This window comes from Halogeometricum borinquense DSM 11551 (assembly GCF_000172995.2).
Taxonomy (GTDB): Archaea; Halobacteriota; Halobacteria; order Halobacteriales; family Haloferacaceae; genus Halogeometricum; species Halogeometricum borinquense.
On record NC_014729.1, the window covers coordinates 1,776,370 to 1,796,859 of the forward strand.

At 61.6% G+C, this 20,490-nt stretch carries 23 protein-coding genes; 15 read left to right on the forward strand and 8 right to left on the reverse strand.

All coding sequences use genetic code 11. The features are described from left to right. Positions 1-77 precede the first annotated feature (77 nt). Entirely contained in the window at positions 78-671 is a 594-nt protein-coding gene (locus HBOR_RS08915) for a hypothetical protein (RefSeq protein ID WP_241432339.1), read from the forward strand. Positions 672-686: 15 nt separating this feature from the next. Here the strand turns inward: HBOR_RS08915 and HBOR_RS08920 are convergent, their stop codons facing one another. From HBOR_RS08920 to HBOR_RS08930, 3 genes are all read right to left on the reverse strand, one after another. Beyond that, on the reverse strand, positions 687-1,415 hold the full coding sequence (locus HBOR_RS08920; protein WP_006054960.1) for a methyltransferase domain-containing protein: 729 nt from the start codon (positions 1,413-1,415) through the stop codon (positions 687-689). Next, entirely contained in the window at positions 1,416-1,811 is a 396-nt protein-coding gene (locus HBOR_RS08925; RefSeq protein WP_006054961.1) for a nascent polypeptide-associated complex protein, read from the reverse strand. 64 nt (positions 1,812-1,875) lie between these two features. Next, entirely contained in the window at positions 1,876-2,526 is a 651-nt protein-coding gene (locus tag HBOR_RS08930; protein ID WP_013440604.1) for an O-methyltransferase, read from the reverse strand. Positions 2,527-2,648: 122 nt separating this feature from the next. Between HBOR_RS08930 and HBOR_RS08935 the strand changes: the two genes are divergently transcribed. The 3 genes from HBOR_RS08935 (at position 2,649) to HBOR_RS08945 (ending at position 6,448) form a co-directional block, all read left to right on the forward strand. Next, a complete protein-coding gene (locus tag HBOR_RS08935) occupies positions 2,649-4,325 on the forward strand; it encodes an acyl-CoA mutase large subunit family protein (RefSeq protein WP_006054963.1) in 1,677 nt (558 codons plus the stop codon). Between the two features lie 351 nt (positions 4,326-4,676). Next, positions 4,677-4,994 carry a hypothetical protein gene (locus HBOR_RS08940; protein ID WP_006054964.1) on the forward strand — a complete coding sequence of 106 codons (318 nt, stop codon included), beginning with the start codon at positions 4,677-4,679 and terminating at the stop codon, positions 4,992-4,994. Positions 4,995-5,191: 197 nt separating this feature from the next. Next, positions 5,192-6,448: an RNA-guided endonuclease InsQ/TnpB family protein gene (locus tag HBOR_RS08945; protein WP_013440605.1), complete on the forward strand. Its 1,257-nt coding sequence runs from the start codon at positions 5,192-5,194 to the stop codon at positions 6,446-6,448. Between the two features lie 107 nt (positions 6,449-6,555). Here the strand turns inward: HBOR_RS08945 and HBOR_RS08950 are convergent, their stop codons facing one another. After that, entirely contained in the window at positions 6,556-6,879 is a 324-nt protein-coding gene (locus HBOR_RS08950; RefSeq protein ID WP_006057119.1) for a hypothetical protein, read from the reverse strand. 1 nt (position 6,880) lies between these two features. Further along, positions 6,881-7,270, reverse strand: coding sequence for a YbjQ family protein (locus HBOR_RS08955; RefSeq protein WP_006057118.1), 390 nt, complete (start codon positions 7,268-7,270; stop codon positions 6,881-6,883). A 56-nt stretch (positions 7,271-7,326) separates the two neighbouring features. On the opposite strand from HBOR_RS08955, the gene mce reads away from it, so the two are divergent. From mce to HBOR_RS08980, 5 genes are all read left to right on the forward strand, one after another. Continuing rightward, positions 7,327-7,710: a methylmalonyl-CoA epimerase gene (gene mce / locus HBOR_RS08960; RefSeq protein WP_006057117.1), complete on the forward strand. Its 384-nt coding sequence runs from the start codon at positions 7,327-7,329 to the stop codon at positions 7,708-7,710. Between the two features lie 82 nt (positions 7,711-7,792). Next, positions 7,793-8,014 (forward strand): hypothetical protein, encoded by a 222-nt coding sequence (locus HBOR_RS08965; protein WP_006057116.1) that lies wholly within the window; start codon positions 7,793-7,795, stop codon positions 8,012-8,014. 80 nt (positions 8,015-8,094) lie between these two features. Further along, entirely contained in the window at positions 8,095-9,801 is a 1,707-nt protein-coding gene (gene menE / locus HBOR_RS08970) for an o-succinylbenzoate--CoA ligase (RefSeq protein ID WP_006057115.1), read from the forward strand. A gap of 84 nt (positions 9,802-9,885) precedes the next feature. Continuing rightward, positions 9,886-11,592, forward strand: coding sequence for a long-chain fatty acid--CoA ligase (locus tag HBOR_RS08975; protein ID WP_006057114.1), 1,707 nt, complete (start codon positions 9,886-9,888; stop codon positions 11,590-11,592). Positions 11,593-11,688: 96 nt separating this feature from the next. Then, positions 11,689-12,837: an acyl-CoA dehydrogenase family protein gene (locus HBOR_RS08980; protein WP_006057113.1), complete on the forward strand. Its 1,149-nt coding sequence runs from the start codon at positions 11,689-11,691 to the stop codon at positions 12,835-12,837. 84 nt (positions 12,838-12,921) lie between these two features. On the opposite strand, the gene HBOR_RS08985 is transcribed toward HBOR_RS08980, so the two are convergent. After that, positions 12,922-14,625, reverse strand: coding sequence for a M61 metallopeptidase family protein (locus HBOR_RS08985; protein ID WP_006057112.1), 1,704 nt, complete (start codon positions 14,623-14,625; stop codon positions 12,922-12,924). A gap of 292 nt (positions 14,626-14,917) precedes the next feature. Here HBOR_RS08985 and HBOR_RS08990 point away from each other — a divergent pair, with 292 nt between their 5' ends. From HBOR_RS08990 to HBOR_RS20520, 5 genes are all read left to right on the forward strand, one after another. After that, positions 14,918-16,093, forward strand: a complete 1,176-nt coding sequence (locus HBOR_RS08990) for an MBL fold metallo-hydrolase (protein ID WP_006057111.1) — start codon at positions 14,918-14,920, stop codon at positions 16,091-16,093. Between the two features lie 6 nt (positions 16,094-16,099). Further along, the gene (locus tag HBOR_RS08995) at positions 16,100-16,618 is read left to right on the forward strand and encodes a YeeE/YedE family protein (protein ID WP_006057110.1); all 519 of its coding nucleotides are present in this window, start codon (positions 16,100-16,102) and stop codon (positions 16,616-16,618) included. Then, a complete protein-coding gene (locus HBOR_RS09000) occupies positions 16,615-17,082 on the forward strand; it encodes a YeeE/YedE family protein (RefSeq protein WP_006057109.1) in 468 nt (155 codons plus the stop codon). Before HBOR_RS08995 ends, HBOR_RS09000 begins: the two co-directional genes overlap by 4 nt. Positions 17,083-17,270: 188 nt before the next feature. Continuing rightward, positions 17,271-17,678: a helix-turn-helix domain-containing protein gene (locus tag HBOR_RS09005; RefSeq protein WP_006057108.1), complete on the forward strand. Its 408-nt coding sequence runs from the start codon at positions 17,271-17,273 to the stop codon at positions 17,676-17,678. Between the two features lie 95 nt (positions 17,679-17,773). Further along, positions 17,774-17,974, forward strand: coding sequence for a DUF7835 family putative zinc beta-ribbon protein (locus tag HBOR_RS20520; RefSeq protein WP_006057107.1), 201 nt, complete (start codon positions 17,774-17,776; stop codon positions 17,972-17,974). Here HBOR_RS20520 and HBOR_RS19995 read toward each other — a convergent pair. Continuing rightward, complete coding sequence (locus HBOR_RS19995; protein WP_162531012.1) at positions 17,900-18,079, reverse strand: hypothetical protein; 180 nt, start codon at positions 18,077-18,079, stop codon at positions 17,900-17,902. The genes HBOR_RS20520 and HBOR_RS19995 overlap by 75 nt on opposite strands. Before the next feature lie 7 nt (positions 18,080-18,086). On the opposite strand from HBOR_RS19995, the gene HBOR_RS09015 reads away from it, so the two are divergent. Further along, positions 18,087-18,494 (forward strand): response regulator transcription factor, encoded by a 408-nt coding sequence (locus tag HBOR_RS09015; protein WP_006057106.1) that lies wholly within the window; start codon positions 18,087-18,089, stop codon positions 18,492-18,494. Between the two features lie 101 nt (positions 18,495-18,595). Here the strand turns inward: HBOR_RS09015 and HBOR_RS09020 are convergent, their stop codons facing one another. Then, on the reverse strand, positions 18,596-20,404 hold the full coding sequence (locus tag HBOR_RS09020) for a bacterio-opsin activator domain-containing protein (RefSeq protein WP_013440607.1): 1,809 nt from the start codon (positions 20,402-20,404) through the stop codon (positions 18,596-18,598). Positions 20,405-20,490 lie beyond the last annotated feature (86 nt).

Consider the following 20,490-nt stretch of genomic DNA (forward strand, 5'->3'; position numbering starts at 1 on the left):
CTGATCTGAACGTCGTCACCGACGAGATCTTTCTCTCCGACAGTCCGAGTTAAGTTCTTTCAGAACCTATGACAGATATGCCGACGACTGGGCGGTATACTCCCGATGTTCCCATCCCTGACGGCTGGGAACAGACGTCTTCGGAGACGGAGACAATGTTCAACGCGATGGTAGTTACGGTCCGCGCTCACACAACTGTTCTCGAAGACACCCGTCTCCGCGAGACGATTCGTGACCGTACCGGGATGGATGGGACGTGGCGGTTCTTCTTCGCCAGTCGGCTTCGCTTTCGCCCGAAGACGGGTATGTCGAGGACGCTCTCCCGATACGTCACCGAACGCGCAAACGACGGCTTCGTCAGCCAACTGCGAGAACGAGGCTTCCACGACGTGGAGACCACCGACTCCCGTCGGTTCGCTGTTGGCAAGTCTGAAGCAGATCTGACGCAGTATCGCGCCCACGTCGTGATGACTACCGACGCGGAGCGATCAGTAGACGTGACCGCCGAGGGTTGCCTTGCGGTGTGGCCGACAGATGGCGGCTTTCTGTTGGCCGGTGGTGCATACCCACTGACAGTCGAAAGCGGCGTGCTGGATGGCACCGTAGAGACGTTTCTCGCACCCGAAACGCACAGAGAAGAGCTGTTAGAGATGATTCGCTCGGTCGAGTGACGAACCCAGTGACGGTTACTCGTACCGTGCGAAGACGAGGTAGCCCGTGTGGCCGACGCCGGCTGTGGACGGGCGTGAGCCGCGTTCTTCGAAGTCCATCCGCCGTTGAATGGTCTCGAACGTCTCCACTTCGTTCAGTCCCGCCTCGCGCGCCGCCTCGACGGCAGCACGACTGTTCTCTACGAACGGCGAGTAGACGGCGACGTAGCCGCCAGAGCGGAGCAGTTCAGGCGCATGGGCGACCACGTCAGCGGCGTCGCCGGTATCGAGCGTCAGGAGGTCGAACGGTCCTTCTTCGGCCACCGAATCGAGTTCCTCGGTCACGTCGCCGGCGCGAACGTCCACGTACTCCTCGACGCCCGCAAGGCGCATGTTCTCGCGGGCGACATCGGCAAAGTCGGGATCGCGCTCGTACGTCGTGACTTCGGCGTGCATCCGGCCGAGGTAGGCCGAGAGGACGCCCGTTCCGGTTCCGGCGTCGAGGACGCGGTCACCCGCGGCCGCACCGGTGTGGCCGACGATGAGGCCGATGTCACGCGGCATCATCGGTGCGCCGGTTCGTTCGAGGTGATTGAACAGATCGGGACCGCGGAGTCGTCGGACCACGAACTCTTCGCCGAGATGTGTCTCGACGGTGTCGCCGGGCTCGGCATCTTCCGGGACGGTTAGGACGCCGAGATCGGTCTGGAGTTCGTCGCCGGGCGCGCGAAGGTACTCGCGGTCCTCGTGGACGAGCAGGTACACTTATTCGAGGCGCGAGATGGCGGCCGCCAAGTCGCCGTTTTCAGCTTCCAGCGCTTCGCGCGCGTCGCTTTTGCCGACGCCAGCGCGTTGGGCGACGAGTTCCACGTCAGACTCGGGAATCTCCTCGTCACCGCCCACGTCGGACGACTCGTCGGCCGACTCGACGGCTGACGCGTCGTCACCGCTCCCGAGTTCGCGCGACTCGGGTTGACCGACGATCTGATACGTCTCTTGGCCCTGCGCGTCCATGCGCGTGACCTGCGCGTCGGTGAAGACGAGTTCTTCGTCGGCCGTCTTGATGACGACCTCCTCGGCATCGAGTTCCGTCACGTCGATGCCCATCTGTTTCATCATCTGTTTCATCTTCCGGGGGTTCATACCGCCTCCGCCAAACATACTCGCAGGGACGGCCCCCGGCGGCAAAAAGGGTGGCGAAGCGCCGCGGTCGTCGCGTTTGTAACTACTCGGTGCGGACGCTGACGGCCAATCCGCTCCCGACGGGCAGTATCGTCGTCTCGAAATCGGGTGCGGCGCGCACGGCATCGAGGTACGCGGCGATACCGCGCGTAGACGCGGAGGCGTCGTCGGGTATCGGTTCGCCCTCAGAGTAACCGACGAGGGTGTCGAAATCGGCCGGGCCGCGGATGACGTTGTCGGCGACGACGACGCCGCCGGGTGCGACTTTCTCACGAACTTCATCGAATCCATCGACGTAGCGTTCTTTCTGGTGATCGACGAGGACGCAGTCGAATGGCCCGTCGTACTCGGTGACGATAGAGAGCGCGTCGCCGTCGCGGTAGTCGAAGGAGACGGGATATTCGCCGGCAGAAAGCCACTCCCGGGCCATATCGAGCTCATCGGGATCGTGTTCGGTCAGGACGACGCGTCCGCCGGCCATTCCGCGCGCCCACCACGTCGCTGAGTAGCCGAATCCGGAGCCGAACTCGAAGACGGACTCAGCATCGGTCAGGCGGGCGAGGACGCGGAGTGTGCCGCCCGCAGCGGGCCCGACGACCGGGAATCCCTCCTCGGCGGCGTAGTCGGCCATCTCCGCCTGTACGTCATCGTGTTCAGGTGCCAGTCCGGACAGGTATCGACTCAAGTCGTCCATAGTCGCTGTTCGAGACGCGGGTATGTCAGCGTACTCCCGTCTGTCAGTCTCGACCTCGGAGTCACGGCGAACGCTCCGTCCAATCCACGCTGTTAAGTCGCCACCCACCCTCATTTTCGACCATGTTCGACCCCGACGAGTTGGATCAAATCCGCGAGGCGAAGGCGGAGTGGGAGGAGGAGACGCTCTCGCCGACGTTGGAGCGCTTCGGGGAGCGTGAAGACGAGTTCACGACCGATACGGGCGGGCAGGAGGTTGATCGGCTGTACACGCCCGACGACATCGCTGACCAGAACTACTGCGAAGACGTCGGCTTCCCGGGCGAGGAACCGTACACGCGCGGCGTCTACCCGACGATGCACCGCGGCCGCCTGTGGACGATGCGACAGTACGCCGGGATGGGGACCGCCGCCGAGACGAACGAGCGGTTCAACTACCTCATCGAGAACGGGTCTTCGGGCCTCTCGATGGCGTTCGATCTGCCGACGCAGAAGGGATATGACTCCGACGCCGCGATGGCGGCGGGCGAAGTCGGCAAGGCGGGCGTTGCCATCGACACGCTGCGAGACATGGAAGTCGTCTTCGACGGCATCCCGTTAGATGAGGTCTCTACCTCGATGACAATCAACGCTCCCGCGGGGGTTCTGTTGGCGATGTACATCGCCATCGGCGACAAGCAGGGCGTTCCGCGCGAGCAACTCCGCGGCACCATCCAGAACGACATCCTGAAGGAGTACATCGCGCGCAACCTTTACATCTATCCGCCGGAGTCGTCGATGCGACTCATCACGGACATCTTCGAGTTCTGCGCAGAGGAGACACCGAACTTCAACACGATCTCCATTTCGGGCTATCACATCCGCGAGGCGGGTTCGACGGCGGCACAGGAAATCGCGTTTACGCTCGGTGACGGCATCGAGTACGTCCAAGCCGCCCTCGACGCCGGACTCGACGTGGACGACTTCGCCCCCCAGCTCTCCTTTTTCTTCAACGCGCACAACAACATCTTCGAGGAAGTGGCGAAGTTCCGCGCCGCCCGCCGCATGTGGGCGAAGATTATGGAGGACCGGTTCGGTGCGGAGAACCCCAAATCGAAGCAGTTGAAGTTCCACACGCAGACTGGCGGTTCGACGCTCACGGCCCAACAGGTCGAGAACAACGTCGTCCGCGTCGGCTATCAGGCGCTCGCGGCCGTCCTCGGGGGGACGCAGAGCCTCCACACGAACGGGAAGGACGAGGCACTCTCGCTTCCGACCGAACAATCTGTTCGGACGGCTCTGCGAACGCAGCAGATCCTCGCCCACGAGTCGGGTGCCGCAGACACGATCGATCCCCTCGCTGGGAGCTACTACGTCGAGTCGCTCACCGACGAACTCGAAGCAGAAGCGTTCGACATTCTGGACGAAGTGGACCGCCGCGGCGGGATGCTGGACGCCGTCGAGTCTCAGTGGGTCCAGCGGCAGATTCAGGACGTGGCGTACGAACGCCAACAGGAGATCGAAGACGGCGAGCGAATCATCGTCGGCGTCAACGAGTATCAGGTGGACGAAGAACCCGACGCCGACATCGAAGACGTGGACGAAGAGGACGAAAAACGGCAGAAAGAACGACTGCAAGCGGTGAAAGACGAGCGTGACGACGAGGAAGTCGAGGCCGCACTTGCTGCGATAAAAGATACCGCTCGCAGCGATGCGAACCTCATGCCGCCTATCGTTGAGGCCGTGAAAGTCTACGCCACCGTCGGCGAAATCTCGAACGCGCTGCGCGATGTGTTCGGAGAATACCGCCCCTCGACCTGAGGCGGTTACCGTCGCTCCCGGGCGATGCTGAATGTTCACATGTCTCAGAAAGGTTGATCATCTGACATTCTTTTAGTAGGTGTACGATGCACTGCCGTACCTAACTGCGCGTACCGTGTTCGGGCCGCCGCCCGTCGTTCCACTATCCAGACGAGAGGCGGTCGGCCCACGGTGCGCCGGCCGTTTCTCTTTCGACGCGGCCACATCGCCAGCGAGGCGTCTCCCGCGTCGCCGTCCAGTTCTCGAACAAACGCTTCGTCGTCTCTGCACGTTGCCACACTATCGGTCGTACGGCATCGACCGACGAACTGTCCGCAGTTGCAGACGAGACGAGTCACACCCGACACACACATGTCACGCCAACACTCTGACGCACCAGACCGTCACAGCCCGTCCGCACCCCTCACAGCCCCTCACACCGAGGCATCTCGCCGCTGCGCGGACCCCTCAACGGCCGTCCAACTCGGCATCGTCGTCGGATTCGTCGCCGCCCTCGTTGTCGCGTCGTACCCCGCCGCGGTGACCGCTTCGGTGGCCATCGTCACCGCCGTCGGGATGGTGACCACCGCCGTCGGTCGGGCGATAGACCGCGCTGCTGCCCGCGAGACGACGGTTCGCGTCCCCGGCGCGGGCGTCGAAGTCACTGTCGCCCACTCGTCCAGCGAGTAACCGCACGGTCCCGCAGTCCAGAACAGCCTTTTTAGCCAGTTGATTATAAAGAGCAAGGAGAATACCCGGGCCTTTAGGCGCGGGATGAATCCGACACTCTGACCGCCAATCCACCGACTACACTCCAACCGGATATTCAACGTCCGGTCGTTGATTTTAATACTCGTTCTCACATAACATGTTATGAAGACAGTTCGATGCTGGAAACCACCCGCACCTACGTCGCACGCATTACGAACCACGAACAGGTTCGTGACGACCTCGACCAGTGCGGGTTCTCCGCATCCAAACTGTGGAACGTCGGTCGCTACTACATCCAACAACGGTGGGACGAAGACGACGAGATACCCGGCGAAGCCGAACTCAAATCGGAGTTGAAAGACCACAAACGCTACAGTGACCTTCATTCGCAGTCAAGTCAGCGAGTTCTCGAAGAACTTGCTGAGGCGTTCACTGGCTGGTACAACTCCGACGACGGCAACAACCCACCGGGCTACCGGAAACGTGGCGACGACCACCCGCGCTCCACCATCACGTGGAAGAAACGAGCCATCAAGCACGACGACAAGCACGGTCAACTCCGTCTCTCGAAAGGGTTTAACCTGAAAGAGAGTCGGTCTGACTTCATCCTCGCGGAGTACGAAACCCGCCCCGACGTAGAAGTCGAGAACATCCAGCAGGTGCGTGCCGTCTGGAACGGCGACGAGTGGGAACTCCACCTCGTCTGTAAGAAAGAGATTCCAGTCGAAGACGCACCCGGAAACAACACGGCGGGTATCGACCTCGGTATCAGCAACTACCTCGCCATCGACTACGAAGATGGCGAGAGCGAACTATATCCGGGGAACGTGCTGAAAGAGGACAAGCACTACTTCACCCGCGAGGAGTACCAGACCGAAGGCGAGAACGGCCCGTCGAAACGTGCGCGGAAGGCTCGACAGAAACTCTCCCGACGCAAAGACCACTTCCTTCACACCCTCAGCAAACACATCGTTGAGCGGTGTGTGGAAGAAGGCGTGGAGAAGATAGCGGTTGGCGACCTTAGTGACATCCGAGAGGATGAGAACGGCGATTCGCGGAACTGGGGTGCGTCGGGGAACAAGAAACTCCACGGATGGGAGTTCAACCGCTTCACGAATCTGCTCGAATACAAAGCCGAGGAATACGGCATCCTCGTTGACCGTGTGGACGAGGAGAACACGAGCAAGACGTGTTCGTGTTGCGGGAAGATTCGGGATAGCAACCGTGTGGAGCGTGGGTTGTACGTCTGTTCGTCGTGCGAGACGACGATGAACGCAGACGTGAACGGTGCGGTGAATATCCGACGAAAGATAACTCAGAGTCCCCCAACAGGGGATATGAGTAACGGCTGGTTGGCACAGCCCGGAGTCTTCCTGTTCGACCGCGAGAGCGGGTCGTTCAACACGAGAGAACAGGGAGCCTGCAAACCGTAATATCCCAACGCTCGGGATTCCTCCGGCTTCAGTCGGAGGAGGATGTCAATTAAGCGATGCCCGGAACTCCCGAGCCAGCCCTCGGTTCGTCCCGCTGGATGACTGACTCAGGTGTCGTCCGGTCGGTTGGACGCTCCATTTCGGCCGCGCACCCACCGGACGATACCCCCGACGAGTACCGCTTCCACGTAAAGGAAGAGTGTACCCAGCGGATAGAATAGCCACGGCAGGCGGAGGCCGAGTTGGTTGTACGCTACGGTGTCGAAGAAGAACGCGACAGCGAACGCGGGAAACAACGGGAAGAACAGTTCACCGGGAGCGACGCGAGCTTCGAACCCTCCCCACATGAGGAGGAGCAGGGCGAAAACTGCGAGCGAGGTGCGACTCGTCGCCGCGTGCCGAAGTGTCCCGACGACCCCGGTGTGGGTCATCTCACGCGTCGGGACGCCCCGGTGCGTCGGCGTTGTCCGACTTCGTGACCTCGCCCGCTCCGTCGCTTGTCGTCTCGTCAGCGAGTCGGACGGCCGTCCCGTAGGCGAGAATCTCCGCCGCGCTCTGGGCCACGTCGGAGGTGGTAAAGCGGACGTTGACGACGGCGTCTGCGCCAACTGCCTCGGCTTCTTCTTGCATTCGCTTTTCGGCTTCGTCTCGTGCGTCGGTCATGAGGCCGGTGTACGAGTTGAGTTCGCCGCCGACGAGGTTTCGGAGGCTCTGCGTCACGTCTCTGCCGACGTTGCGCGCACGGACCGTGTTGCCGCGGACGACGCCGAGTACCTCGACGACCTCGCGGCCGGGGACCGATTCGGTTGTGGTGGAGAGCATGCGTACTGACTGCACAGCCTGCGGATTTATTCGTTCCCCTGACGACCACACGCACGATGGAGTTCGACCACCTCGGCGTCGCCACCGCCGACGCCACCGGTCTCGCAGCCCTGTTCACCGAACTGTTCGACGCGCCCGTCGCGCACGAAGAGGAGTTCGATGGGATGACCGTCCTCTTTCTCGAACTGGAAGACGGGTACTTCGAGTTGCTCGAACCGCACGAGGACGGCGCAATCGGGCGGTATCTGGAGAACAACGGCCCCGGCATCCATCACGTCGCCCTCCACACCGACGATATCGAGGGCGCACTGGAGACGGCGCGCGGTGCGGGCGTGGAACTCATCGACCACGAACCACGCCCCGGTGCGTGGGGTCACGACGTGGCGTTTCTCCACCCCAAATCGACGGGCGGCGTGCTCGTCGAGTTCGTCTCGCACTGAGCTATCGTCGCACGGAGTGATCCACAGAAACACGTTATTACAGACGAGAAACATTTTATCGCAGACGGCTGAGTTGTCGAACATGGATCGGAACGAACTCTGTAATCTGCTCACGCTGTTTCTCGTCTCGGTCGTCGTGGTGAACACGGACTTGGGCGACGTGTTCCCCATGAGTCTCTTCTCGACGCTCGCCTACCTTGTCGCCTTGCTTGTGATGATTCTCGTCCCCGCGTACCTCTTTGCTGACGGTATTGTGGACATACAAGAGCTGATTCGATCTTCATCCGACGGCTCGCGCGAATGAGCACCGAATTCTCAAAGAGCGGCCGAACCGGGTCGCCGAATCACGAAAAGTAGTTTACCCCGCCCCGTGAGGAGGGAACGATGCGCGATTGGCTCTCTCACCGCGCTCGAACGTCGCCGGACGCGACGGCACTCGTGCGAGCCGTAACTGGTGAGGCGTGGGACTTTACCGAGTTAGACGGGATGGTCGATGAGATGGCGGGCCGACTCGTCGCGCTCGGGGTCGCGCCGGGGGATCACGTCGGCGTCGTTCTCCAACCGCGCGTGGAGTACGTCACCCTGATCCACGCGGCGATGCGACTCGGCGTGACGCTCGTACCGTTGGGCGACCGACTCACTGCGCGGGAACTCGCAGAGCAGATCGAGACGGCGGACGTGACGGTTCTCGTCTGCGGCGCGGAGACAGAAGCCCGCGCTGTCGAAGCCACCGACGATGTGCCGCTTCTCAGCGTCGAGTCCACGACGACGACGGAGGTGGTGTCTCTCACGTCAGTCCTTCCAGATCCGATACCGCCCGCTTCGTGGTCGCTTGCGGACGTGCAACTCCTCCTCTTTACGTCGGGGACGACGGGGGAGCCGAAGGCAGTGAAACTCACGATGGGGAATCTCCTCGCCAGCGCAACCGCCTCCATGTTCCGTCTCGGATTCGATCCCGACGACCGCTGGTTGGTGACGCTCTCGCTACACCACATGGGCGGTATCGCCCCCGTTCTCCGGATGCCGCTGTACGGGATGACCGTTGTTCTCCGCGACGAATTTGACGCCGGCGCGGCGGCCGACGACATCGACCGCTACGACGTGACTGCCGTCTCGCTCGTCCCGACGATGCTCAGGCGGATGCTCGACAGTCGCGGCACCCTCGCGTCGTCGCTCCGGACGGTCCTTCTCGGCGGCGCGCCCGCTCCGCGCGAACTCGTCGAGCGGTGCCGCGACTACTCTATTCCAGTGTATCCCACGTACGGGATGACCGAGACTTCGTCGCAGGTGGCGACGGCCCGCCCGGACGAGGCGTTCGACCACGTCGGTACCGTCGGCCGTCCCTTGTTCTGGACGGACGTGACCGTCGTCAACGAGGACGGCGACCGACTGCCGCCGGGCGAGACGGGTGAGTTCGTCGTCAGCGGTCCAACAGTCTCGCCGGGGTACTACAACAACCCCGAAGCGACGGCGGCGGCGTTCGACGAACGCGGTCTCCACACGGGCGATGTTGGCTACGTGGACGAAGGGGGCCGTCTGTACGTCCTCAACCGTGTGGACGACCGTATCGTCACTGGCGGCGAGAACGTGGACCCCGGCGAGGTGGCAGACGTACTTCGTTCGCACCCGGATGTCCACGACGTGGCTGTCGTCGGTATTCCCGACGCTGAGTGGGGCGAGTGTGTCTCTGCACTCGTTGTCTCCGACACCGACGAACTCGACAGATCCGGTCTCCGGGACTTCGCACGGGAACAGTTGGCCGGGTTCAAGATTCCGCGCGTTATCGCGTTCGCAGACGAACTTCCACGGACCGTTTCGGGGACCGTCGAACGCGAGGCGGTGCGCGAACAACTTATCGAGCGCCGTGAAGCGGTTGCAGGAGACACCGACGAATCGGATGAGAGAGAGGCGGGAGACGTGGGGGACGCGGGAAGCGTGAGTGGTGAAGACGACGCGGGAGAGAAAGAAGCCGAAGACGACGAGAAAGTAAACGACGAGAAAGTAGACGAGACGGACGCTGAAGGCGATTTAGGGACAAACACTGAGGCACGGGCCGACGGCACACAGTCATCTTCCAACACCGATAACTGATAGATTGTTTATTGATACCAACTCATCTGTGTAGCGCGAACAGTTCACAAACGATAATTACAGTTGAGTTCCTCTGTGGGTGGTATGCCTGGTGCAACTGACCAGACGCTCCGACCGTTTCTCTGGCGCGCACAGAAAATGTTCCCCGACCGCGAGGTCGTCTCGCGAACACATGAGGGGAGAGAGCGCTACACCTACTCCGAGTACGGCGCGAGGGTCGCCCAGTTGGCGAACGCCCTTGCGGGCGCTGGTATCGAAGACGGCGACCGCGTGGGGACGTTCTGCTGGAACCACCATCGCCACTTCGAGGCGTACTTCGCCGTGCCGTCGATGGGTGCGCAACTACACACGATCAACCCGCTTCTCCCCGACCACCACATCCAGTACATCGTAGAGAACGCCGCTGACCGACTTCTCTTCGTGGACCCGTCGCTGGTGGAGAAACTGGCAGGGGCGTACGACGAGGACGCGTTCGAATCAGTCGAGCAGTTCGTCGTGATGGGGAGTGAGGTACCCGACACCCCGCTAGAGAACGTCACCGACTACGAATCGTTCGTCGGCGGCGAGGAGACCGACTACGACTGGCCGAACTTACCGGAGGAGCAACCGGCGGGGATGTGCTACACCTCCGGGACGACGGGAAAGCCGAAGGGAGTCGAGTACACCCAGCAGATGCTGTGGTCGCACACGATGGCGTCGCTTCCGGAAGCAGGTCTCGACCTTCGGTCGTCGGACGTGGTGATGCCCGTCGTGCCGATGTTTCACGTCAACGCGTGGGGGTTCCCGTTCTCGACGACCGCCGCGGGCGCAAAGCACGTCTACCCCGGCCCGTCGCCGACGCCCGAAGACCTCGCAACTCTCATCGAGGAAGAGGGCGTGACGATTACCGCTGGCGTCCCGACCGTCTGGTTGGGTCTGCTCGAGTATCTGGCGGAGAACGACGCCGACATGTCCTCGTTGGAACGCATCGTGATCGGTGGGTCTGCGGCCCCGAAATCGGTCATCCGTCGCTTCGACGAGGAGTACGACGTGACGGTTACACACGCGTGGGGGATGACCGAGATGGCACCGCTCGGCACCGTCGCAAATCTCAAACCCGGAATGGAGTCACTGCCAAAAGAAGAGCAGTACGAAAAGCAGGCCAAACAGGGGCTTCTCGTCCCCGGACTGGAGATGCGCGTCGTGGACGACGACGGCGAGGAAGTTCCGTGGAACGGAGAGGACTTCGGTGAACTGTGGGTTCGCGGACCGTGGGTGACGACCGAATACTTCGAGCGCCCCGAAGCGAACGAGGAGGACTTCGAGGTTCCCGCGGGCGGAGCGAGCGGGCAGTCGGCGGATGAAGTGTCCGGAGTGTGGCTGAAGACGGGTGACGTGGTGACTGTAGACCCAGAGGGCTACGTCAAGATCGTTGACCGCGCGAAGGACGTTATCAAATCCGGCGGGGAGTGGATTTCCTCCGTCGAACTGGAGAACGCGCTGATGGCGAACGACAACGTCGCCGAAGCTACCGTTGTCGGCGTGCCGCACGAACGCTGGCAGGAACGACCCGTCGCGTTCGTCGTGCCGACCCGCGGAACCGACGAGGACAGCCTGAAAGCGGAACTCATCGAGATGGTCGAAGACGAGTTCCCGAAGTGGTGGGCACCCGACGAAGTCGTGTTCATCGAGGAGGTGCCGAAAACGGCCACCGGCAAGTTCGACAAGAAAGTACTCCGAGAGCAGTACGACGACCAGTCACTCGTGGAAGGAAAAACACCCGACGACGCCGCACCTGACGCGAACGACTGACTCGCGCAGACAGTATCCTATCTTTGAAACGAAAAACTCGTTTGAAGGTTTCCACAGTTCCATGGATTATTTTACCTTACAATTCTATATGAGACCATGGACCTTCTCGACGAGAGCATCGTCCCAGAACACGCCCGGGACGTAAAGCAGACCGCACGTGAGTTCGCTGAGGAGCATATTCGCCCCCAGGCAGAGGAGTACTACGAGAGCGGCGAGTACCCGTGGGACATCCTCGAAGCAGGTATGGACGCGGGGCTTGTCGCCCAAGACATCTCCGAAGAGTACGGCGGCAAGGGCTACGACCTCCTCCAGATTCTCGCTATCAACGAGGAACTGTACCGCGTTGACGCGGGTATCGCGCTGACGCTCATGCTCGCCTCGTTCGGTTGTGAAATCGTCGAAGACTACGGAAGCCAAGAGCAGAAGGAGAAGTACCTCCGTCCGGTCGCCGAGAACGAGCAGATTTCGGGGCTGGCCGTCTCGGAACCCCAAACCGGTTCCGACATGGCTGGTATGACGACGACGGCCGAAAAGACGGACGATGGCTGGGTGCTGAACGGCGAGAAGTACTGGGTCGGTAACGCCGTCGAAGCCGACTGGCTGACCGTCTACGCGAAGACGGGCGACACCGACGACCGGTACTCGAACTACACGATGTTCATCGTGGAGACGGACACCGAGGGCTACGAAGCCGAACACATCCCCGAGAAGATGGGGATGCGCGCATCTAAGCAGGGTCACATCGTCTTCGACGACTGCGTTGTCCCCGAGGAGAACGTCATCGGCACGCCCGGCGGTGGATTCTACATGCTCGCGGACTTCTTCAACCACGGCCGTGTCGTCGTCGGCGGACACGGCATCGGTCTCGCCGCACACGCCATCGAGGAGACGTGGGAGTTCGTCCACGAGCGCGAGGGATTCGGCCGCAACATCTCTGACTTCCAGTCCACCCAGCACATCCTCGCAGACATGCGCATGGAGTTCGAGGCGGCCCGCTCGCTCAACTGGCGCGCTGCGGAGAAGGTTGCAAACGGCGAGAACGCTGGTTTCTGGGCGGCGTCGGCGAAGACGAAGTCCACCGAGACGGCGATGATGTGCGCCGAACGCGGCATGCAACTTCACGGTGGCCGCTCCGTTCTCAACGAGTACCCCATCTCTCGCGTCTACCGCGACGTGCGCATCCCGGTCATCTACGAGGGTGCAAACGAGATTCAGCGCAACCTCATCTACCGGCAGTCGAATTAACACCCGCTCGGCGCTGCAGTGCGAGGCTTTCGCCTCGAATTTCCGTCACGGCGACCCACCGAACCCCCGTTTTCCCTTTGTAGCTCAGTGAGCCAGTCGCACCGCGATGAGGAGAAACACGACGACGGGCACGACGAGTGCAACGCCTTGTGCCGTTTCGTCCGAGGGCAGGCCTAGCTCGAACAGCCACTTCTCCAAGCCGTACCGCCGCGGCGTGGTGTCCGGGGGGGGCTCCGACTGGGTGGTAGCGACCGATTCGGTCTCCGTTGACCGCGGAACCGGCGTCACCGTCGTGTGCTCCGCGTTCAGGGGGTAGTCGTCTCGTCCATCCACCACACCGTCGCCGTCCGTATCCGCGAGCGTCGCGTTCGTCGGCAGTTCGGACTCCCGGCCGTCGTCCAGAGCGTCGGCGTCCGTGTCGGCAAGTGTCGCGTTCGTCGCACCGGCGAGTTCCACAGCATCACTGAGTCCGTCGCCATCGGTGTCGGCGCTGAACGGATCAGTTCCGAGCGCTGCCTCCTCGCCGTCCGTCATCCCGTCGCCGTCGGTATCGGCGTCGGGGTGATTCACGTACAGGGACGGGTCGTCGGGGACCGGCGGAGTGGCGTTAGTGCCGACGTAGGTGTCAACCCAGTCGGCCATCGAACCGTCGCCAGTCACGTCCACGACGGCCCGCCGGAAGTCCTCGTGGTCGTGGAGTTCGCCGTATCTTTCCTCGGACCGCTTTTCGAACACGTCGCGGAGCGTCTGCTGTCCGTCTGTCCGCACTCGAATCTCCGCGTCCAGTGCCGCGAGGACGTGCGCTCCTTTCTGGTAGGGGACGAACTTGCTGTTCCACGTTTCGGTATCGCGGAGGACGACACCCGAGTCCGCGTACTTGTCTGTGGTCACGTACGAGTGAAACTCCTCGAACGAACCGACACCAGCGTTCACTGAGAGGAGCGCGCCGTAGTACTGCGCGGAACCCTCTCGAAGCCATTCGGCTGACCCGAAGAAGGCACCCAGTCGGGTGTGAACGTACTCGTGGCTGACGACGTTGCCGACGGTGTCGGTGCCGACCGACCGCGGCCGGAGGAGTATCGTGTGCTTGACGGCACGTCCGGCGAGATCAGAGGGTCCAAACGCCGATTTCGGCGGGATGAACGTGACAACTTCGTCGTACTGGAAGCCGGTATCGAACTCGGTGGCGAGCGTCTGCAAGTGGTCGGCCGTCTCGTTCATCGCTTCGGGACTTGTCGTGTTCGGCGCGGCGACGACCGTCACCGTGGGACCGTCCGTTGTCCGAGACGCGAACCGGTGCGGGCCGAGATACGCGTACGTTTCCGAGGCGTATCCCTCTCCACTGACTGCGGTGTCGAACGTCGCTGAAACCGAGTCACCACGGTATCGCCACGACAGCCCCGTCTGGGGAAGTGCGGCGAACGCCCAGTCGTCGGCTCCGACGACCGATTGGACCCTCTCAATCGGCGGGTCGGAGATGTGGGCTGTGAGGACGATGACGGGGTCTGGGCCGTCAGTCCACTTAAACCGCGTCTGGTTCAGTCGTTCGACGTGCGCCGTCCGCGCTACCTCGTAGTCCCCACCTGACAGGGCAGGCACTTCGACCGTCAGTTCCGTGACGGAGTCGGGGATGTCGTAGGTGAGCGTTAGCCGGACGTTGGTTCCGTCGCGCTCGACCGTCTGCGTCTCGTCTATCGTCGTGTCGGCCGCGAACGCCGTTCCGCCGCTAGCGAGGAGCGAGACGACGATGCAGAGTGCGAGAAGGACTCTGCGAACGCTCACGTTCATCCCCCTGAAGTTCACGCAATCGCAGTTAAATTCATCCCTCTTCAAACTACGTCAGTTTGTCAATCGCAGTTCGGTTCCCACGAATGCGTTGCCTTCACTGGACAATATCGCACCACCGAAGGGAATCGATGAGCGAACTCATTAGACACGAACGGCGCGCTGAAAACAGTCACCTTGGTTTGAACAACAGCACAGCCGACAGATACGGAGGCGTTTCCGAGACAGTATTTCGCTGTGGTCCCACAACCTTGGAAATCCTTAAGGCCGCATGTCCGGTAATTCTCGGTAACCAATGAGCCTGCCAGACCTCCCTGACCTCGATGCCGATGTCCCCGAGATAACGGCGGAGACGCTGAAGTCTCGCCTCGACGACGGCGAGGAACTCATGCTGCTGGATACCCGGCCACCGGCCAAACACGAGGAGTGGCGTATCGACGCTGACTCGGTGACGTACGTCAACCGGCCGTACGACAACTATCTCGACGGAGAACTCACCGACGAACTCGTCGCGGGCCTCCCAGACGACGAGGAATTCGTCGTCTTCTGTGCGAAAGGCCACACCAGCGAGTTCGTCGCCGGGAAACTCCGCCTCGCGGGATACGACGCTGTCGCCCTCGAAGACGGCATGGAAGGGTGGGCGAGACTCTACGAATACACCGAACTCGACACCGACTTCGACGGCATCGTCGGTCAGTACTACCGGCCGTCGAGCGGCTGTCTGGCCTACCTCATCGTCTCCGATGACGAAGCGGCGGTCGTAGACCCACTGCGTGCCTTTACTGACCGGTACGTGACAGACGCGGCCGAGTACGGCGCGAGCATCGAGTACGTCATCGACACTCACGTCCACGCCGACCACATCAGCGGACTCCGCGAACTCGCCGCCGAGACGGGTGCGAAGACGGTTCTCTCGGCGACCGCTGCGGACCGCGGTGTCGCATACGTTGTGGACGTGTTAGTCGAAGACGGCGACACGATCACCCTTGGTGACGCGGACATCAAGGTGATTCACACCCCCGGTCACACCTCCGGCATGACCTCCCTGCTCGTCGGCGACGTGCTTCTCACTGGTGACGGCCTGTTCACAGATAGCGTTGCTCGCCCCGATTTAGAGGCGGGTTCCGAGGGTGCGACCGACGCGGCGCGGACGCTGTACGAGACGATTCACGAGCGGATTCTCCCGCTCTCCGACGGGACGCGCATCGCCCCCGCTCACACTGCCAGTGCGACAGCCACGTCCGTAGACGGTACGTATACGGCCTCCCTCGGAGAACTGACTGCACACATGGAAGCACTCCGGTACGACCGCGATTCGTTCGTTGAGTACGTCCTTGCCGACATGCCACCGCGTCCAGCGAACTACGAAGAAATCATCGAGACGAACCTCGGTCAGACCGACGTGAACGACGAGGAGGCGTTTACGCTCGAACTGGGACCGAACAACTGCGCGGCTGAATCCACCATCTGACCCTCGATGGTCGGACTCTCACTCTCCGCCGCAGGCGCTACCGTGCCGCTCGTTGTCGTCGGTGACCTCTTTCCGAACGGATGGATCGACTACGCTCTCGGTGGCGTCCTCATCGGCCTCGGCGTCTCCGTCATCTACCTTTCGACGGGTATTATCGCTGGGGCGAGTACGTTCCTCGAATCGACGCTCTCGTACGTCTCGGATCTCCCCCGCTTCAATCGGGGCAAGTACGTCCGCTCTCGTGACTGGCGCGTCGTCTTCACCGGCGGAATCGTCCTCGGTGCGGCTCTCTACACCGTTACGCTCGGCCCCGGCGGGTGGACCACGCAGGTCCAACCGTGGCGTCTTTTCCTCGGCGGCACGCTCGTCGGCGTCGGGACGCGACTCGGCAAAGGCTGTACATCCGGTCACGGCGTCTGCGGCATCGGTTCCGGGTCAAACACCTCGTTCGTCAACGTTGCCACGTTCATGCTCCTCGCCATCGGGACGGCGCAACTTGTCGCCGCACTGGGGGTGTCGCCGTGACGAGTGAGAACACACATCCGTTGTTCCTGCCCGTTATCCTCCTCGGCGGCGTGCTGTTCGGGTTCGGACTCGGCCTGAGTCAGATGGCGCGACCGGAGGTCGTCTTGGATTTCCTGCAGTTCGAGGATTTCGGACTCCTCTTCGTGATGGGCGGGGCCGCCGCCGTCACCGCGGTCGTCTTCACAGTCGGCGTTAGACTCCACCGAGGCGCACCGCTTACGGGCCGGCCGTACGAGCGTCGCGAGAAATCGTTCGACCGGAACGTCCTCGTCGGCGGCACCGTTTTCGGCGTCGGTTGGGGCCTGTCCGGCATTTGTCCGGGGGCGGCCTACGCGAGTCTCGGTGTCGGCAACGTGCCCATCCTCTGGGCTATCGGCGGCATGTTCGTCGGCGCGTACGTACAGGGGTATCTTCGGGCCGCACTCTCGGAGCGCGACGCGGCAGCGCCGACGACTGCTGACTGATTGGCGCGGCATCCTTCCATCCAGAACGGTAGAGAGCGGTCGAGCGGTGAAAGGCAGTCGAGCGATGGAGGGCAGTCGAACGGCGAAAGACAGTCGAGTGGTTGAAGACTGTCGAACGGAGCGGTTTGGACAGTGTTGCACCGTTCAAACAAACCCTTTTGAGCGCGGACCACCAACGTATCACGAGTATGCCCGACTCGATGGCCGAGTATCTCCAAGCGGATATGGAGTGTGAAGGACTCTTGGAGTGCATTCACGGCCTCAAGCAACTGGACAAACTGGTGTTTCGCACGCTCGTCGAATCAGCCGAACCGCTGACCGTAGACGAGGTGGCTGATCGCGTCGAGCGCGAACGTTCGACGGCGTACCGCGCCATCCAACGGCTCTTGCAGACAGGGTTCGTCCAGAAAGAGCAGGTCAACTACGACCAGGGCGGCTACTACCACGTCTATCGTCCGACGGACCCCGACGAAGTCGCCGACGACATGCAGCGGATGCTCAACGATTGGTACGCGAAGATGGGGACGCTCATCCAGGAGTTCCGCGACAAATACGACGAAGAGGTACCGCGCGCCGAAGCCGCCTCCTCGAAGTGACCTGTTCTGTTCTTCGGACCGGTTCGGCCCGTCCCTAACGGCTTAGGCCGGTTGTCTATGCCAGTGAAACTGGTATCTGTAGATGGCGAACCATAATGTCGAAGAGCGAAACGGGACTGACGGAGTTGACGGAGTACTGTGATATCTGTGGCGTACGAACTCCGCACAATGTCTCGATTGAACTGAAAACTGAAAGCACGAAGCAAACCAACCAGGAGTTCTCACGCGAGCCGTATCGCGTCACCGAGTGCGTCAAGTGCGGTGACGAGAACCTCCAGCGAATGAACGACGCGTGACAGACCCCGCTCCTGTATCGGCGCGCAACCGTCCACGTTCACTTCCGACTCCCGTCTGGTGGATGGGTATCGGCCAACCAGACCGCTGACATCCGATGTGTTCATCGGAACTATGACCCTCACTGCCGCTGACGTGCCCCTCAAGCGCCCGACCGTCCTCGTCGCAGACGACGAGGTTGCCCTGACAGATAGCATTGCCGTGTGGCTGTCCGACAGCTACCGCGTCCGGACGGCATACGACGGCCACGAGGCACTCAGAGAATTTGGTCCCTCCGTAGACATCGTTCTCCTCGACCGGCACATGCCCGGTCTCTCAGGAGAGCACGTGATGGCGCGACTGAACGAGATGAGTGCGAATCCGCAAGCGGCGCTTCTCACGGCGACGAGTACCGACGATTTCCGCTCGGAAGTCGATGAACTCGGTTTCGATGCCTACCTCACAAAGCCGATTTCTAAAACCGAACTGTTGGGCGTCGTCTCCGACCTCGCCGCCGCCGCATCGGAATCAGCACAGCACTGACCTGTTGGACTGTGTTGTGTCGGAGCCACACCGTTCACTCGGTCCGTTGTACTGTTGCTTACTGGCGAGTAATTCCGTGATCCCGATTTCGGATTCACTCGTCAGTGGCGATTCGCAGAATCAGCGCTCGAACGGCCGTTGGTCGTCAGCGACTCTGCAGTTTCTTCGAAGAACGTCTGCATCAACTTCTTCTCGCCAGCACGGAGGTGTTCGTGGAACGTCGGCGCGGTGATACCGAGCGATTCGGCGACTTCTTCGGCCGTACTCCCGCGCGGCCAGTCGAAATACCCGGAAACAAACGCCGTCTCTAACACGTCGTGCTGTCTGGACGTGAGTTTGTCTTCCAGTTCGCGCTTGAACGCTTCCGTCGATTGGACGGACCGTTCGACCTCTCGCTTTGCGACCACTCCGACCGCTGGGAACGCCGACTGGACGGTGTCGTTCAGGACCCGGAGGTCCGCGCCCGGCGAGACGGTGACGACAAGCGACCCTTCTCCGCCCATCGCGGTCAAGGTGTCCACGCTCGCACCGAACTCGATGAGGGGCACCAATACCGTCGATGCATCGACACGAACCTCGAACAGTGACTTCTCCGGTGTGTCTGTGATGGTTCGTGCGTGCTGGACGTCCTCGTGAGCGGTGAGATATTCGAGGACATCCTCCGCGGCGGCCTCCTCGACGCTCGTATAACAGGAGATTCCGCCATCGGTCGCCGGTGAGAACCCCTGTAACGAGACGCGTCCGTTGACAACTGCCGACAGATCGACAAACAGGTCTCCTCGGTCCTCGTGCGTGAACTCCAGTTCGACCGCAGTGTCGCTGTAGAGCAGGCGTTTGGATTCGGCGGCGTTGATACCGTGTCCGATAGTTGCGCCGAGTTCGTCAAACACCGCTCGGTCGTCCTCGCCGAACGTCACGTTGTCATCGGTGTAGACGACGAGTGCGCCGTACACCGTCTCCCGGTATGCGATGGGAACGACGACGGTCGAAAGTCCCTCGGGCGTGACATCCGGTGTTTCCGTTCGATCAGACGTGAACACTGCCTCGAAGTGGTCGGGGTCTATGCCATCGATCAGTTCGACGGTACGGTCCTGTAACGCAGAACGGATACGTGGCGTCAGAGAACCTATCTGCCCGTCGAACACCGGTGGCGCGACACCTGCGGCAGTTCGGCAACTGATCGTCTCGACCGTGTCGCTGTACCGGGCAACCCACGCGGCGGTGTAGGTATCGAACGACGCTAACGACTCACAGACAGCTCTCTCTATCTCCTCACGCGTCGTCGCATCGACAAGCGCCTTATCGACCTCCCTGAGTAGATCGTTGATATGATGGAGACGGTCCAATTGGCGTTGCCGTCGTGCGATTTCGTTCTCGTGACCACGCCGAACCTCCTCAACCTGTTCGCGGAGTTGTTTCAGAACCTCGGGGTCGCGGAGGTCCTCGTTGTCACGCGATTTGAGGGCTTGTTCGGTCGATTCAAGTGCGAAGAACTCCCGGACTTCCTCGTCGAACTCCGAACGGACGACTAGTTCCTTGACTGCCTCGCGAACGTCCGTCTTCGTCACCGGCTTCACGAGATAGTCGTCGAACGGCATATCGACGATCTCGGTGTCCGGTTCGACGGCCGTCATCATTGCCACGTGACAGTCGAGTCCTCGTTCTCTGAGTGCGTCCAGAACGTCGTCTCCCGAAATCTTCGGCATTCGCCTGTCGAGGAGGACCACGTCAACGGATTCGTCAGCTTCCGCTAAGGCGTCCTCACCGCTGTACGCGGCGCGAACGTCGTAGTCGTCTTGGAGCCAGTATACGCAGGTGTCCGCGAGGTCCTCGTCGTCGTCTACGACGAGGACAACTGGCGTCGCTGAGCGTTTGTCTTCCTCCTCGCCCAGCGCCCTTTCAGTGGACATGTTGACATGTTTTCGAACTTGCCCCATGGGTATATATCTGCCTCCCGCCGTACCGGAATTTATTCAGCCAGCGATATCGTCGAATG

Bases quoted from the DNA above. Each gene is read 5' to 3' on its own strand.
- HBOR_RS08915 (WP_241432339.1), top strand. From the start codon at position 78: ATGCCGACGACTGGGCGGTATACTCCCGATGTTCCCATCCCTGACGGC.
- HBOR_RS08925 (WP_006054961.1), bottom strand. From the start codon at position 1,811: ATGTTTGGCGGAGGCGGTATGAACCCCCGGAAGATGAAACAGATGATG.
- HBOR_RS08930 (WP_013440604.1), bottom strand. From the start codon at position 2,526: ATGGACGACTTGAGTCGATACCTGTCCGGACTGGCACCTGAACACGAT.
- HBOR_RS08935 (WP_006054963.1), top strand. From the start codon at position 2,649: ATGTTCGACCCCGACGAGTTGGATCAAATCCGCGAGGCGAAGGCGGAG.
- HBOR_RS08940 (WP_006054964.1), top strand. From the start codon at position 4,677: ATGTCACGCCAACACTCTGACGCACCAGACCGTCACAGCCCGTCCGCA.
- HBOR_RS08945 (WP_013440605.1), top strand. From the start codon at position 5,192: ATGCTGGAAACCACCCGCACCTACGTCGCACGCATTACGAACCACGAA.
- HBOR_RS08950 (WP_006057119.1), bottom strand. From the start codon at position 6,879: ATGACCCACACCGGGGTCGTCGGGACACTTCGGCACGCGGCGACGAGT.
- HBOR_RS08955 (WP_006057118.1), bottom strand. From the start codon at position 7,270: ATGCTCTCCACCACAACCGAATCGGTCCCCGGCCGCGAGGTCGTCGAG.
- mce (WP_006057117.1), top strand. From the start codon at position 7,327: ATGGAGTTCGACCACCTCGGCGTCGCCACCGCCGACGCCACCGGTCTC.
- HBOR_RS08965 (WP_006057116.1), top strand. From the start codon at position 7,793: ATGGATCGGAACGAACTCTGTAATCTGCTCACGCTGTTTCTCGTCTCG.
- menE (WP_006057115.1), top strand. From the start codon at position 8,095: ATGCGCGATTGGCTCTCTCACCGCGCTCGAACGTCGCCGGACGCGACG.
- HBOR_RS08975 (WP_006057114.1), top strand. From the start codon at position 9,886: ATGCCTGGTGCAACTGACCAGACGCTCCGACCGTTTCTCTGGCGCGCA.
- HBOR_RS08980 (WP_006057113.1), top strand. From the start codon at position 11,689: ATGGACCTTCTCGACGAGAGCATCGTCCCAGAACACGCCCGGGACGTA.
- HBOR_RS08985 (WP_006057112.1), bottom strand. From the start codon at position 14,625: ATGAACGTGAGCGTTCGCAGAGTCCTTCTCGCACTCTGCATCGTCGTC.
- HBOR_RS08990 (WP_006057111.1), top strand. From the start codon at position 14,918: ATGAGCCTGCCAGACCTCCCTGACCTCGATGCCGATGTCCCCGAGATA.
- HBOR_RS08995 (WP_006057110.1), top strand. From the start codon at position 16,100: ATGGTCGGACTCTCACTCTCCGCCGCAGGCGCTACCGTGCCGCTCGTT.
- HBOR_RS09005 (WP_006057108.1), top strand. From the start codon at position 17,271: ATGCCCGACTCGATGGCCGAGTATCTCCAAGCGGATATGGAGTGTGAA.
- HBOR_RS20520 (WP_006057107.1), top strand. From the start codon at position 17,774: ATGTCGAAGAGCGAAACGGGACTGACGGAGTTGACGGAGTACTGTGAT.
- HBOR_RS19995 (WP_162531012.1), bottom strand. From the start codon at position 18,079: ATGAACACATCGGATGTCAGCGGTCTGGTTGGCCGATACCCATCCACC.
- HBOR_RS09015 (WP_006057106.1), top strand. From the start codon at position 18,087: ATGACCCTCACTGCCGCTGACGTGCCCCTCAAGCGCCCGACCGTCCTC.
- HBOR_RS09020 (WP_013440607.1), bottom strand. From the start codon at position 20,404: ATGTCCACTGAAAGGGCGCTGGGCGAGGAGGAAGACAAACGCTCAGCG.